Here is a 13,907-nt window from a genome sequence, read left to right on the forward strand (position 1 = left end):
AATTCTCCCTTTGCTGTTTTGCCCTTAAGCAACTTTTGCTGCGGTTTTTGAGGCCATGAATGCCTGAGCTTGATCTGCATCAAACCACCACGGAGCAAAAGAGCGCGGGTCATCAAAGTTATTGGCCATAATTGAAGCAATGCTTTGGTTTTGGCTTGCAGCTGCTAATAGCTCAACAACATGCGGTTGTGGTGGTACTAATAAGCTATTGGTCCAAGCTACGACTTTTTCTGCATAAGCCCAATAACGTTCAAATGTTTGAACCATCCATTGTTCGCTAAAGTTTTGATTATCATTGGCTAAAATGGCATCGAAATAGATTTTGCTACACTTAGCAGCGTTGTTTGAGCCTTGACCAGTAATCGGATCATTTACCACCAAGGCATCTGCCATACCAAAAATTTTCTTGCCAGACGGTAAGGTTAAAACGGGTTTACGTACTGTCGGCGGGAAACGTCCTGCTAAATATCCACCAGCATCGGTTAACTCAACATTCGCGCAGCGTTCGTATTCCCAAGGCACAAATTTCTTGAGTAAATCCAAACTGCATTGCAGATGCTGTTCAGGTGTTTTGACATCTTGCCAGCAGTCCATTGGACCGTTGGGAATACCTTCAAACACCATAATGTCGCAAGGCCCATTCACGGTAAGTGCCGGAAAAGAAAAGTACTCACCGACTTCGGGAATAATGTTAAAAGTCACACGTGAATAAGGTGAAATTGGCTTCATGTTTTTGACGTAGGTCAATGCCAAAGCGCGCTGTGGTTTATCAAAAACGCTACGTGCATCATCACGCTCAAACTGTTTAACGACTTCACCTTTACCAGCCGCGAGTAATACAAGCTCGTAGTCGTTTGCGAGTTGTTCTAACTCTTCTATTCCAACATCTTGTATCACCAATCGACCGCCACGGCGTTCAAATTCTTCCATCCAATATGGCATTTTGACGCGTTGATCGACCGATTGAGCGTAGCGCTCAAGACGAGCGCTCCATTCAAATGCTTTACCACCATTTTCAGGATTAACTAAAGCTAGCCCAATGCCTTCTACGGCTGGACATTGTTCTTCCCAGAAATTTAGTCCCAAGTCACGTTCAGTTTGTAAAGCGGTATGAAACATACACTGGCTTGACATGACTTTACCTTGACGGATTTCATCGGCAGTTCGGTTGGTGATCATGGTCACGTCATAGCCTGTATCTAATAAGCCTAAACCAAGCTGTAAACCAGACTGTCCTGCTCCAACAATTGCAATACGGCGCATAATATTCTCCATAATTTTCTAAATGTGCTTTTAAAACACTGTGCTATTCGGCTAAACGCGGAATAGCGGGCTGTGATCCTTCAGGGCCCATCACTGAATAGCCACCGTCGACCGCATAATCTGCTCCGGTCACAAAGCTCGCAGCGGGTGACAATAAAAATAAAACAACATTGGCGACTTCTTCGGGATGACCCAATCGGCCTAGTAAGTGATAATCGGCTGCCACGCTATCGGCTTTTTCACGGTTATTACCGCTGACTTCTGCAATGACACGAGACCATGTCCAACCCGGAGAAACCGAATTAACGCGAATACCATCGGCAGCAAAATCCATTGCCATGCTTTGTGTGAGTTGACGTATCGCGGCCTTAGAAACCGGATATAACCAGCGTCCTGTTTGTGCCACTTTGGCGGAAATGGAAGTAAAGTTAACGATTGAACCTTGCTGCTTTTTTAGGTCATTGTATAAAGCACGGCTCAGCTCAACTGTAGAGACCAAATTAATATCGAGTGCTTGTAACCAGTCCTGACGTGAGGATTTAAAACCATCATCTAAGTAGGTACATGCCAGATTGACCAAGTAACTCACTTCACCTAAATGCTGGTGAATATCCGCCACGGTTTGTTGAATAGCCGCATCGCTGGTTAAATCGGTTTGAATAAACATCACGTCATGGTTAAAGCTTTCGGCAATTGCCTTGCCTTTGGTATCAATATCTAAGATAGCGACATGAGCACCTGCACTGACTAAGGCTTGTATAACAGCTTTACCAATCAGTGTTGCACCGCCGCTCACCACAGCGACTTTTCCTTTTAAATCTATATTCATTGCAGATACTCCTTAACTAACTGGCTTGCCTTCACTACTTGACCAAGATGGCATCAAAGTATTGGAAGGAAGATCTTCATCAAGAAGTTTTCGCGCGGTCTCAACACCTGCAACGGGTAAGCCTGTTGGGTCTAATAAACCAATTTGAACGAGTACCGACGCTTGGTCCCAGTAAATATGCTCATGGCACAGCTTTGAACCTCTGAACTGAATTACACCTAACATTGGAATTTCGACATATTTACCAGTCGGTTTTACACCCGGTAATAACCAGTCAATTTCTGCGTCGTGGGTAAAGCTCATAATGAACTCGTCTACCACTTGCGTTGAGCCAACCGTACGAGAGATCGAAGTGATCTTCATATCTTTTGGGTTTTGATGAACAAAGTGATATTGATAAAAACGAGCAAGCTGGCTTTGGCCTACACCACCAGTCAAGGTTGGGATATGGTTGACATAAGGCTCCGCGACCATCGTTGCCATGGTTGCTGGTACGTCACGCGTATCGAACTCATGACGAATATGCTCTTCCCATAGTGCGACCAGATCATATTTCGGCCCAATCGTTTCATGTAGAGCTGTTACTGTACGCTCGTGAGCAAAGCGTGCTGAAGGTTTGTGGTAATGGTTGCTTTTTGGTCGTGCAAAGGCATGATCAACACCTTCATAAACATAGGCTTGTACATTTAAATATTGGTTGGCTGCATCGACAATCGCTTGTCTCGCATCTGGCGGTGTAAATTGGTCCAGTTCAGCAATATGTAAAACCAAGCGCCCTTTTACGTTAGCTAACTCATCTAACGCTTTTTCAATGCCTACACCGTAATAACCTATGGCACATGCCACTTCCGAAAGTCTGCAGCCTGCCAAATAAGCTAGCTTTCCACCTAAACAATAGCCAACCACGCCGAGACCTGTAGAGGTATCACATTCTGGTCGTGTCTTTAAAAAAGCTAAGCTGTCTTGAATATCTTCAACACCGAGGTTTTCGTCATATTGCTGATAAAGTTCAAAAGCTTTTTGAAAATCTTCTGGTGTGTAACCCAGTTCAATATTAGGTGCTACACGCCAAAATAAATCAGGAACCAAAACGGTATAGCCTTCTTCTGCAAGAAAATCTGCCTTTTCCCGCATTGCTGCATTCACCCCAAAGATTTCCTGACAAAGCACCACACCGGGTCCTTTTCCTGTTTCTGGTGTCGCTAGATATGCACCGAACTGCTTTCCAGATGCAGTTTGAATTTGAATGGTTTGACCAGCCATAGTGTCAACTCCTGACATTGTTATGGCTTTATCTTCTATCTGAAAATTTTTTTAGACTGTCCAAAAGCTGCAAGCACTATCCAATCTCTGCGCAATTATCAAAATCAATCAAACTGAATAAAAAATTAAAAATAAGAAACACCTATATTTCAAAAGATTAAATTAAAAGTGAAATGAATGCTTTTTATCTCATTTGGAAAAAATGGATGAAGATTAGGACTTATTGGATAGTGAAGGTTGGTTAAAAATAGTTCAATCAAAGACACAGGTTTTGTAACGAATACATTGAATTACTTAGGGAATGAAATAATTTTAAGAAGGAATACATATGAAAACGATAGATGCAAATACAATTATCAACCGTGAGAAACTGTCTCCCTTACAGTGGATAGTTTTTATTCTAGGCTTTTTTGTCTTTTTCTGTGATGGTCTAGATACAGGAATTATTGGTTTTGTTGCACCGGCATTATTGGATGATTGGGGAATTACCAAGCCTCAACTTGCTCCCGTTTTAAGTGCTGCTTTAGTCGGTATGTCAATTGGTGCAATCATTTCTGGCCCCTTAGCCGATAAATTTGGCCGTAAAGGTGTTATTGTTTTTACAAGCCTTTTGTTCTCAATATTTACGATTTTGTGTGGCTTTGCTAATTCAACTCAAGACTTAATGATTTATCGCTTTATTACTGGCGTAGGTTTAGGCGCAGCTATGCCAAACATTAGTACCATTGTCTCAGAATATATGCCTGTAAAACGTAAAGCATTTCTCACAGGGCTTGCTGGCTGTGGATTTATGCTGGGTATTTCTTGTGGCGGTGTGTTATCAGCTTATCTGTTAGAAAGCTATGGCTGGGCCAAAGTGATTATTATTGGCGGAAGTATTCCCCTAATTTTAGTGGTTGCTTTATTACTTAAATTACCTGAATCAACTCAATACTTAATTACACGTCATCAACAAGATAAAGCGCAGCATATTTTAGAAAATATTTAAGGCCATTCCTTCCAAGAACCGGTAAAACTTATTTTAGCTCAAGCAGAAAATCCTTCAGATGAAAATCCAGTTAAAGTGGTTTTAGGAAAATATCTGTGGGGTTCAAGCATGCTTTGGATCTGCTGTTTTACCAGTCTTTTGGTGTTCTATCTTTTAACAAGCTGGATGCCAACGATTTTAAAAACAGCAGGTTTTAGTACCCAACAGTTTAGTTTAATTGCTGCGATTTTCCCTTTTGGCGGTGTAATTGGCGCAACCATTATGGGATGGTACATGGATAAACTAAACCCAACTACAGTGATTAAATATTCATATTTCATCGCTTTCAGCCTATTTATTGTTGCTGGTCTAGTGAGCTCAAATATTTTCTTATTAGGCCTTACTATCTTCTTAATTGGTGCATTACTGGCTGGGGCACAGTCTTCATTACTGCCACTTGCAGCTATGTTCTACCCAGCGGTATGCCGCGCGGTTGGTGTTTCATGGATGCATGGTATTGGTCGTATTGGTGCAATTTTAGGTGCATTCTTTGGCTCACTCATTTTCACCTTTAACTTAAGTTTAAGCGGTATTTTCTTTATTCTCGCTTTACCAACTTTCATCTCATTTATTGCACTTAGCCTGAAAGTGATTTATGAAAAATCTAAACACAAACAAGTGTTAAAACTTGAAGAAAGTCTATAAACATTAATCTATAAATAAAAAACTGATTTAATTACTTAAATCAGTTTTTTATTGCGAAAGTTAAATATCAGAAAATTTTACCTTTAGTCTCACTTGGGTTTTCTCCAAATTCTTCACGATATTCTTGAGAAAAACGGCTTAAATGGTTAAAGCCCCAGTCATATGCAAGCTTTGAAATAGAAATCTTTTTATCTGCTCCTGTGGTACTCAAGATTTTATAAATTTGTTGGAGTCGATATTTTTTCAAATACGACATTGGGCTGGTGCCGTAGTATTGTTGAAATTCGTCATACAATTTTGATTTTGAAACCCCAGCCAGACGCTGCAAGTCTTCTGCACAGATTTCTTCATGAGCATGTTCAATAATAAAATTACGAACCTTACGAATATAAGCTGGCTCATCTTGATGTGAAAGTGACTTTAAAGCTTCAGAGTAGTTGTTTTCTTGAGATAATAGTAAGGCTTTAATTACAAAATTTTCATAGTCTTCAGATAACATCTGCAAACCATAAAAATTGCTATATTGCGATTTTAGCTGTAAAAAATTCTGAATATTCTTCCACCACGCTCCAATCAGTTGCTCAGAGTCTAAGTGCATTTCAGGATTAAAAATGATAGGCGTTTCTATAGGTTTATTGAGTAGATCCGCAAGGACAATTTGCATACTCCGCTCAGGAATAACCACCTGAAATTTTCTACAGTCTTTATCGATAATCAGATCTTGTTGATCATTATTTGAAACAATAAGGCCTCTGTTTTCATCAGATTGATAATGTGCACCACGAATGTTGAGAGCTTGTCGCCCCTGTATAGGTAAACTAATGCTATACGCTTTTAAATTTGAGATGTTAATAGCGACGTTAGCACCATAACTGATTGTGCCGATTGCCATTTTTTTATTAGGCAAACGCATTCCGTCATAATGGAAATCGAGATTGTCTTTGTAAATTGTGTCTAGACGGTGTTCACCACAAATTGTGGACATCAGATTCTGCGCAAATTCAGCTTTGCGTGAATAATGATTGAGTTCCATCTGTTGGCTGAGTGATATCATATCCTTTTCACCTAGCTAAAACTTATTGCTAAAAAAGCAACTTGTATGCCAATTAATACCCTTTAATTGACGAGTTTTCCTGAAAGTATTTAATCAGGACATGCGTAAATATTACTTTCTCATACTCTATTAAATTTTAAAAATGCAAATAAGTTAAATACCTTTAAAGTATAATTTCATACCTTAACAAACTTATTTTATTGGTTTTTTTATAACAAGTTATAGTAGAGATAAAGCATTATTTTGAACAGTAGATGACCGTAAATTTTTAATGAATAAAAAACCGCTTATATAAAATAAACGGTTTTTATAAAACAATTAAATTATTGGGCCGTATAACCGCCATCCATCACGACAGCTTGACCTGTTACCCCACCTGATTTTTCACTTGCGAGGAAAATTGCATAGTCAGCGATTTCTTCAACAGATAGCAAACGCTTTTGAGGAACCATTGCCAAAATTACATCTTCAAGTGCACTGTCTAAACTTACATTACGGGTTTTAGCCAAATCTGCAATTTGCCCACGAACCAATGGTGTATCTACATACCCCGGACATAAAGCATTTACCGTAATACCGTCACGTGCACATTCTAATGCGGCAACTTTTGTTAGACCGATCACGCCGTGTTTAGCGCTGTTATAGCCTGCCTTTCCAGCGAAACCAATCAAGCCATTAATTGAAGCCATATTAATAATACGACCATATTTTTGAGCTTTCATAATTGGGAAAACATGTTTAATACCAATAAATGCTCCCGTTAACATGACTTGAACTAACTTTTGAAAAACAGCAGTTGGAAACTCTTCAATAGGCGCAACATGCTGGAAACCAGCATTATTAATTAAGATATCAACCGTGCCAAAGTTCTTTTGAGTTAGCTCAATTGCTTGTTTATAAGCGTCTTCATCAGTTACATCACATGGTGCAGATAGTGCTTCAAAGCCTTGCTCTTTAAGTGAGTTCGCCGTTTCTTGGCACTTTTCGGCATTCATATCAGAAATGACAACTTTGGCACCTTCTTGAGCAAATTTCTTAGCAATCTCTAGACCGATACCACTTGCAGAACCTGTAATAAAAGCAACTTTACCGTCTAAAAGTTTAGTCATCTATTTACTCCTTAATACTTATAACGTGCTGATTTAAACAATACCCGTCACGGTAAAGACCGTAATCACCACAAATACTGCTAATGTTTTAATTACCGTAACTGCAAATATATCTTTATACGATTGTTTATGGGTTAAACCTGTAACAGCGAGTAAAGTAATGACAGCACCATTATGCGGTAAGGTATCCATACCGCCCGACGCCATTGCAACCACACGGTGCATAACTTCTGGTGGAATACCCGCAGCCAAAATCGCTGCATTATAGTGTTCAGCCATCGCACTTAAAGCGATACTCATACCACCAGAAGCTGAACCGGTAATACCTGCTAAAACAGTTGTCGTCACCGCCCCATTTACTAAAGGATTTGTAAAAGTACTGCTCATTGCATGACTAATCATGGCAAAGCCCGGTAATGACGCAATAATAGCACCGAAACCGTACTCAGAAGCCGTATTCATCACGGCTAAAAGTGAGCCGCCGATACTCGCATTAATACCTTCTTTAAAGTTCGTTACTACACGTTGGTAATCAAACAAAATTGCAGTAATAATCCCGACAATGAGCGCAAGTCCAACCGCCCATATCGCACCAGTTTTCGCAACATCTACGGTGTAATCAGCTAGACCAACTGAGGCAAAATCAAAGCCATTTGGATACCATTCTTTGATTGCTTTAGATAAATATTTGTTCATTACTGCAACAAGAATGAGCGGTACAAATGCTAGAAACTGACGAGCCGAACTTCCATTATTTTGCAAGTTCATATCAGCTTCAACTTCTTGAGACGGTGTATTGTCTATACCAAAACCAGAGAATCCTTCGCCAGCTTTTGCAGCAGCGCGGCGACGCCATTCTAAGTAACTTAAACCCATGCATAGAACAAAAATAGCACCAATAATTCCTAAGAAAGGTGCGGCATAAATATTAGTACCGAAAAAAGTGGTTGGAATTACGTTCTGGATTTGTGGCGTACCTGGCAATGCATCCATAGTGAATGTAAATGCACCCAGCGCGATGGTTCCTGGAATTAAACGTTTTGGAATATTTGCTTGTCTAAATAACTGATTGGCAAAAGGATAAATTGCAAATACAGCAACAAATAAACTAACACCGCTGTATGTTAAAATTGCACCTAGTAATACAACCGTTAAAATTGCTTTTTTTGCGCCAATCCATCTCACAATGGTTCGAGCGATAGACTCAGCAATCCCTGACATTTCAACGACTTTACCAAAAATTGCCCCGAGCAAAAACACAAGAAAGTAATCTTTAATAAAGTTCACCATTTTGGGCATAAAGACACCCGAATAAAACGGTAAAACATTGGCTGGGTTAATGAGTAAAACTGCAAGTAAGGCACAAATTGGTGCCATGAGAATGACAGAAAAGCCCTTGTAAGCTGTATACATTAACAGCCCAAGCGAAAGTAGAATTACAAATAATTCCCACATATATTCTTTCTCCCTAAAGAATAGATATTAGGTTTAATAAAATTACCAAAAGATATTTAGGTTATCCCAAACCTAAAATGATAAAAATCACAATATCTACGATTGGTAATAGATAAATGAGCTTAAAAATAAAATATCACTAAAATATTTAAAAACAATGTAATTTATTTAAATTTTAAAATATCAATAAAATACAGGTATTTATATAAATTTCTTGGTAAAACAAATTATTTAAAAGCCATTATTAATTTATAAAACTTATTAATTATTGAGTAAATTAAATTAATAATTTCATATTATTTAGTAAAGACAATTAAATAATATGTTTTTTAAAATAATTTAGTAGATATTCATAATTTAATCTTAAGAAAATAGTGAGAAAGCTGTATCTTAAACATCACATCGCTATCCTGCCTACATTAAAAATTAGTCTTTACTAATTTACTAATTTATTAATTTGAGTTTTTTGAGAGCTGTTTATAGATTGAGCCAAAGGCTTTTTAAAGAGACTGGTTCTGAAATGACTTATCAGTAAGAATGAATGAAAAACAAGCACGAACACATAAAAATTTAATGAATGGTCATATTTTTTTATGAATAAATTAGGGTCTAATTATAGTAAAGGCGTTAAAATATAAAACTTTAATTACTGCGACCAACCTATGAGTCCAATAAAGATGAAGAAAAAGATATTGTTTACAGGAAGTATATTGCTGACTTCTCTATCTGCCTCAGCTACACCATTAAAGTTACCTGATGACTGGACACAAAATACTCAGCCATTCCAAATTACTGAAAATATATACTATGTAGGTACTCACGGTCTTGGAACCTATTTATTGACCTCTGATCATCAAGCTTTATTGATAGATACAGGTCTTCCGGAAAATACAGAGCAAATAGAGCAGAATATTAAAAAATTGGGTTTTAAGTTATCAGATGTAAAAATTATGGTTACAAGCCATGCTCATTGGGACCATGTAGGTGCACTTGCCCGCATTAAACAAGACACTGGCGCCAAATTAATTGCTATGCAGCAGGATGTTCGAGCTTTAGAAATAGGAAAACCAATAGGTGAAAACACCTTCCAAAGTATTCCTTTTACTCCAGTTAAAGTTGATAAAGTCATTCACGATGGAGAAGTAGTTAAACTAGGGAAATTAAAACTAAAAGCTACTCTTACCCCAGGCCATACTCCGGGTTGTACAACTTGGTCAACTGAAGTTAAATCTAATGGTAAGAACCTAAATGTTGTTTTCCCTTGCAGTCTCTCTGTTGCTGGCAATGTTTTACAAAATAATCATCAATATCCAAATATTGTAGAAGATTATCGTCAGAGTTTTAAGCGTTTAAAAAATATGAAGGCAGACATTGTGCTTACTAGCCATCCAGAAGTTGCAGATGTTATGGGAAATAAAGCGCGCAAAGATGCAGGTCAAGTTAATGCATTTATTCAACCAGAAAAACTTTCTGCTATTGTAAAAGATGCAGAAATGGCATTTGAAAAATCATTAGTTAGTAGTAAGCCGTAAATGTAAAATAGTACTATTTATATTTAATATAAATTTAAAAGCCCTGATTGTGCAGGGCTTTTTTAGAAACTTTAATATCATCACCCTTCAACATTTTCTTTTTGGATCTATATCCAATCAAAAAATATATTTTTGGTTAAACTTGATATTGATCCGCTTTCAAATTGGGTTGATCTACAAGTAATTCAATAAAAGATGGGATTGAATTAGTGTTAAGTAAATACGGATTAAACTCATCAACATGATGATGAAAAAAGAAATCTTTTATTTTGGTATTTATAGGCGCAAATTTCATACTCCAATGTTTAAATAACCGCTGTTCGGACGGTTCCAAAAAGATAATTTCGCAGTTTTGATGTCTCGAATCTTTCAAAATTGATTTATAAAATAGCGTCTCAACTTGTTCTTTCTCCCCTTCTAAGTATTGTAAGAAGTATCCATTACCATAGTAAAGCACACCAGTAATATCATTTTGAGAGTTGAATTTGACCGCTTCTGTGAGGATATCAATTAAATCTTGTTTTATTTGACTATGTTCACTATTGGTTTTACTTGCATACATAAAGCCTATTAAACTCATAGCGATAACTCGAAGATAAATGTCAACGTGCATTCTGACACTTAGATATAAGCCTTACAATGCAACCAACTTAAAACCTTGTATTTCAAGAGTAAAGATTATTATCATTTTGAAAATGACAAACTTTAACAAGCAGAAATGTTTTGTAAATGAATGCCAACCTAACCAATTAACCAGAAAATCTTATTTCAAGTACACTTAAAACCTGTTTTTTAATTTGTGGCGGTCTAATGGAGAACCATGAAATTATTCTTCAAGACGAACACCATAAACAGCTTAAGATTGTCAAAGTTCAAGATGTTCGTTTTGATACTCATACACTGAACCATAGCTACCAATGGTTATGGGTATTTGATCATAGCTCAGAGTTTTTTCCATTTGAGCTGTGGGATCAACTCGACAGTGCAACCGTCCATCAAAAAATAAAGCTGAATAATCAGGTCTTTAAGATTATTAAGATTTTGACAAAGAAAACCAAATTAAGATATTCGTGATCAAAACTTTCTTTAACTAATTTTAATTAATAGAGATGCTCCCGAAAGTGAGCTTTTCAAAACTTTGTCTAGTGTAAAATTATTAATTTAGCGTACGTAATTATGGTGTAACCATTAAGCCAGTGAGAGCTCCTTCTGGACTTAAAAAACTATTAACTGATTGTCCCCACAGCACACAGCTGCTTAATCAGACGATAAAGAAAATTTTATTTATAGGAATTTTCACCAAAAATATTCCGTAGATAACGGACTGGAGTAGTACCTGTATGTTGGTGGAAAAAAACGATAAATGCACTCTCACTGACAAATTCTAATTGCTGCGCTACCTCACTTATTTGTCTTCCTTTTGCTAGCATTTCCATCGCTCTTAATAATCTCCATTGCTGTCTCCATTTTTGATAATTCATTCCTGTATCACGAATGAATATTCGCCTAATAGTGCGCTCACAAGCACCTACTATCTGAGCTAGTTGGCCTAACCGTGGAGGTAGTTCACCAAAACGGACATGCTCTAACCACGATTCTAGACGAGCATCTGATGGATATATTAATTGCCAATTTTCACTTCGTTTGGCTGGACAGGATTATTATTAGCAATTATTTTTTAGATCTAAAGTATATCTATTGAAAGCATTCTTGTATGGACTCTAATAAGAGTAATATAAGTTTAAAACACTATGAAAGCATTGAGCGTACTTATTTCAAATTCTGTATAGCTTAAATTTTTTAAATTCAACTTTTGGTTTACAAGCTATGAAATCTTTGGATCTTACTCGCTTTGATCTTAATCTTCTGGTTGTACTTGAAGCTTTATGGAATGAAAGACACGTTGGTCGTGCGGCAGAAAGCTTGCATATAACACAATCTGCAACTAGCCATGCTTTATCAAGGCTACGTAATACTCTAGAGGACCCTTTATTCATTCGTAACCCTAAAGGAATAGAGCCTACTCCACTAACAGTTGAATTAATGCCACAAGTAAAAACAGCTCTTGAATTAATAAGACAAGTTGCTACTCCTAGAGGGCAATTCGATCCCATGAACTTAAAGAGGCCCCTTGTACTGGCAGTTACTGACCATGCAATATTAACAGTTATCAATCCTGCATTTGCTCAGCTTCAGAAGGCTGCTCCTGATATAGTTTTGAAGTTAAAACAAGCTAATACTGAATCAGCTTTAAGCATGTTAGATAATGGAGATATTGATATTGTAATTGGCTCAGGATCATTTTTTCAAATCCCCCAGCGTTTAGATTGCCAATTTGTCCATCAAGAAAGATTTGTAGGGATTGCTCGTAAAAATCACCCAGCTTTAATCAAACGCGACAATAAAAAGTACATAGATATCAATAACTTTGTCAAGTTTTCGCATATCTTAGTCTCACCAAATGGAGATATACGAGGAATTGTAGATGAAGTACTAAAAACTCATAACCTTACACGCAAAATTAGCGTAATTTGCCCTAGTTTTTTGGCTGTACCATTCTTAGTTGGTAGTTCAGATTCAATAGCAGTAATAGCTGAGCGAGTAGCATTAAAATTACAAGAGACTGCTCAATTGAGCATTTTTGAGCTACCTTTGGTATTACCAACTTGGGAGGTTTATATTATTCGATCGAGAGATAGGATTAATGAACCTATGATCGAATGGATTACAAACACACTAATATCAGCGCAATCAGCCATTTAAAAAATTCTTTTTTTAATTATTAATTTTATGCATGCATTCAATGAATGAATGCCATTAGAGATCATAATTTCAGCTGATTAGAATCACTCTAATATGATTATATAAATTATTGGAGTAATTCATGAATAACCAGCCAACCCTAGTCATGATTCCATGCTTCTCAGGAGCAGCATGGCAACTTAATCAACTTACTGAATTAAAAAATTATAATATGCGCACTTTTTGTTTACCGAATGATATTAATAAAATAGAAGAATTAGCTGATTTCATTATGGATCAAGTAATAGATCTAGATAATTACGTTTTAGTTGGTGATTCTTATGGTGCTATAGCAGCAATTGCTGTTGCAATACGTCAACCAAAAGGTTTAACAGGTTTGGTTATTTCTGGCGGTTTTGCTAAAAGTCCGATTACTTCTCCACTACTCAAATTTTTATCAATGCTTGCCCCTTTCTTTTCAGGTCCATTTTATCGACAACTAACACTTCGATTTCATTCTGCACAGCTCACTTCATCTTTTGATAAAGAGGGAGAAATACCCTGGTCAACAAATCTAAGTAGAGATTTATTTATTAAATCCACGCCTCACAAAGCCTATATCAATCGTATTCAATCAATTGAAGAAATCAACTATATATCTCTCTTAGGAAACATTTTAGTACCCACATTAATTCTTACACCTGATGAAGACAAGCTAATTGGAGAAGAAGCTTCTAAAACTCTTTTAAAGAATATTAAAAACTCAGAAGAAGTGATTATCAAGCGTACGGGTCATATGTTTCGATTTTCACACCCTTTCAAATACTCTCTTGAAATAAAAAAATTCTTGAAAAAATATTATATGTAAATATTTAAAAGAAAGCCCTTCAAAGGGCTTCGACACATAAATCTACGCGTACTTAATATTAATAGTGTTAGTGGTATATCTTAATGAGCATATACAGAAAGCTAAAATCCTCGTTAGAAA

General features: G+C 36.9%; 11 protein-coding genes and 2 pseudogenes. 5 read left to right on the forward strand and 8 right to left on the reverse strand.

Annotated elements, in window-relative coordinates:
• Positions 1–24: 24 nt before the first annotated feature.
• Genes J678_RS09695 through J678_RS09705 form a run of 3 tightly spaced genes read right to left on the reverse strand, consistent with a single transcriptional unit; the run spans position 25 to position 3,355 of the window.
• A complete protein-coding gene (locus J678_RS09695; RefSeq protein ID WP_017392770.1) occupies positions 25–1,263 on the reverse strand; it encodes a styrene monooxygenase/indole monooxygenase family protein in 1,239 nt (412 codons plus the stop codon).
• A gap of 43 nt (positions 1,264–1,306) precedes the next feature.
• Complete coding sequence (locus tag J678_RS09700; RefSeq protein WP_017392771.1) at positions 1,307–2,092, reverse strand: SDR family oxidoreductase; 786 nt, start codon at positions 2,090–2,092, stop codon at positions 1,307–1,309.
• Between the two features lie 12 nt (positions 2,093–2,104).
• Entirely contained in the window at positions 2,105–3,355 is a 1,251-nt protein-coding gene (locus tag J678_RS09705) for a dienelactone hydrolase family protein (protein WP_017392772.1), read from the reverse strand.
• 328 nt (positions 3,356–3,683) lie between these two features.
• Between J678_RS09705 and J678_RS0104060 the strand changes: the two are divergent.
• A pseudogene (locus tag J678_RS0104060) lies at positions 3,684–5,027 on the forward strand (MFS transporter).
• Positions 5,028–5,094: 67 nt separating this feature from the next.
• Here J678_RS0104060 and J678_RS09710 read toward each other — a convergent pair.
• The 3 genes from J678_RS09710 to J678_RS09720 form a co-directional block, all read right to left on the reverse strand.
• Entirely contained in the window at positions 5,095–6,081 is a 987-nt protein-coding gene (locus J678_RS09710; RefSeq protein ID WP_004708836.1) for an AraC family transcriptional regulator, read from the reverse strand.
• Between the two features lie 323 nt (positions 6,082–6,404).
• A complete protein-coding gene (locus tag J678_RS09715) occupies positions 6,405–7,190 on the reverse strand; it encodes a 3-hydroxybutyrate dehydrogenase (RefSeq protein WP_017392773.1) in 786 nt (261 codons plus the stop codon).
• Between the two features lie 33 nt (positions 7,191–7,223).
• Positions 7,224–8,645: a GntP family permease gene (locus J678_RS09720; protein WP_002049969.1), complete on the reverse strand. Its 1,422-nt coding sequence runs from the start codon at positions 8,643–8,645 to the stop codon at positions 7,224–7,226.
• Positions 8,646–9,322: 677 nt separating this feature from the next.
• Between J678_RS09720 and bla the strand changes: the two genes are divergently transcribed.
• On the forward strand, positions 9,323–10,177 hold the full coding sequence (gene bla, locus J678_RS09725) for a putative subclass B3 metallo-beta-lactamase (protein WP_029771699.1): 855 nt from the start codon (positions 9,323–9,325) through the stop codon (positions 10,175–10,177).
• Between the two features lie 136 nt (positions 10,178–10,313).
• Here the strand turns inward: bla and J678_RS09730 are convergent, their stop codons facing one another.
• Positions 10,314–10,757 carry a BLUF domain-containing protein gene (locus J678_RS09730; RefSeq protein WP_004708845.1) on the reverse strand — a complete coding sequence of 148 codons (444 nt, stop codon included), beginning with the start codon at positions 10,755–10,757 and terminating at the stop codon, positions 10,314–10,316.
• Positions 10,758–10,987: 230 nt separating this feature from the next.
• On the opposite strand from J678_RS09730, the gene J678_RS09735 reads away from it, so the two are divergent.
• A complete protein-coding gene (locus J678_RS09735) occupies positions 10,988–11,251 on the forward strand; it encodes a hypothetical protein (RefSeq protein ID WP_002049812.1) in 264 nt (87 codons plus the stop codon).
• Positions 11,252–11,457: 206 nt separating this feature from the next.
• On the opposite strand, the pseudogene J678_RS22965 reads toward J678_RS09735, so the two are convergent.
• Positions 11,458–11,826 (reverse strand): annotated as a pseudogene (locus J678_RS22965) (helix-turn-helix domain-containing protein); the annotation flags it as partial.
• Between the two features lie 178 nt (positions 11,827–12,004).
• On the opposite strand from J678_RS22965, the gene J678_RS09745 reads away from it, so the two are divergent.
• Positions 12,005–12,940: a LysR family transcriptional regulator gene (locus tag J678_RS09745; protein WP_004708850.1), complete on the forward strand. Its 936-nt coding sequence runs from the start codon at positions 12,005–12,007 to the stop codon at positions 12,938–12,940.
• Positions 12,941–13,061: 121 nt separating this feature from the next.
• Positions 13,062–13,787, forward strand: a complete 726-nt coding sequence (locus J678_RS09750; protein WP_017392776.1) for an alpha/beta hydrolase — start codon at positions 13,062–13,064, stop codon at positions 13,785–13,787.
• Positions 13,788–13,907 lie beyond the last annotated feature (120 nt).

It is taken from the genome of Acinetobacter sp. 1424608 (genome assembly GCF_000588255.1).
Classification (GTDB): domain Bacteria; phylum Pseudomonadota; class Gammaproteobacteria; order Pseudomonadales; family Moraxellaceae; genus Acinetobacter; species Acinetobacter nosocomialis.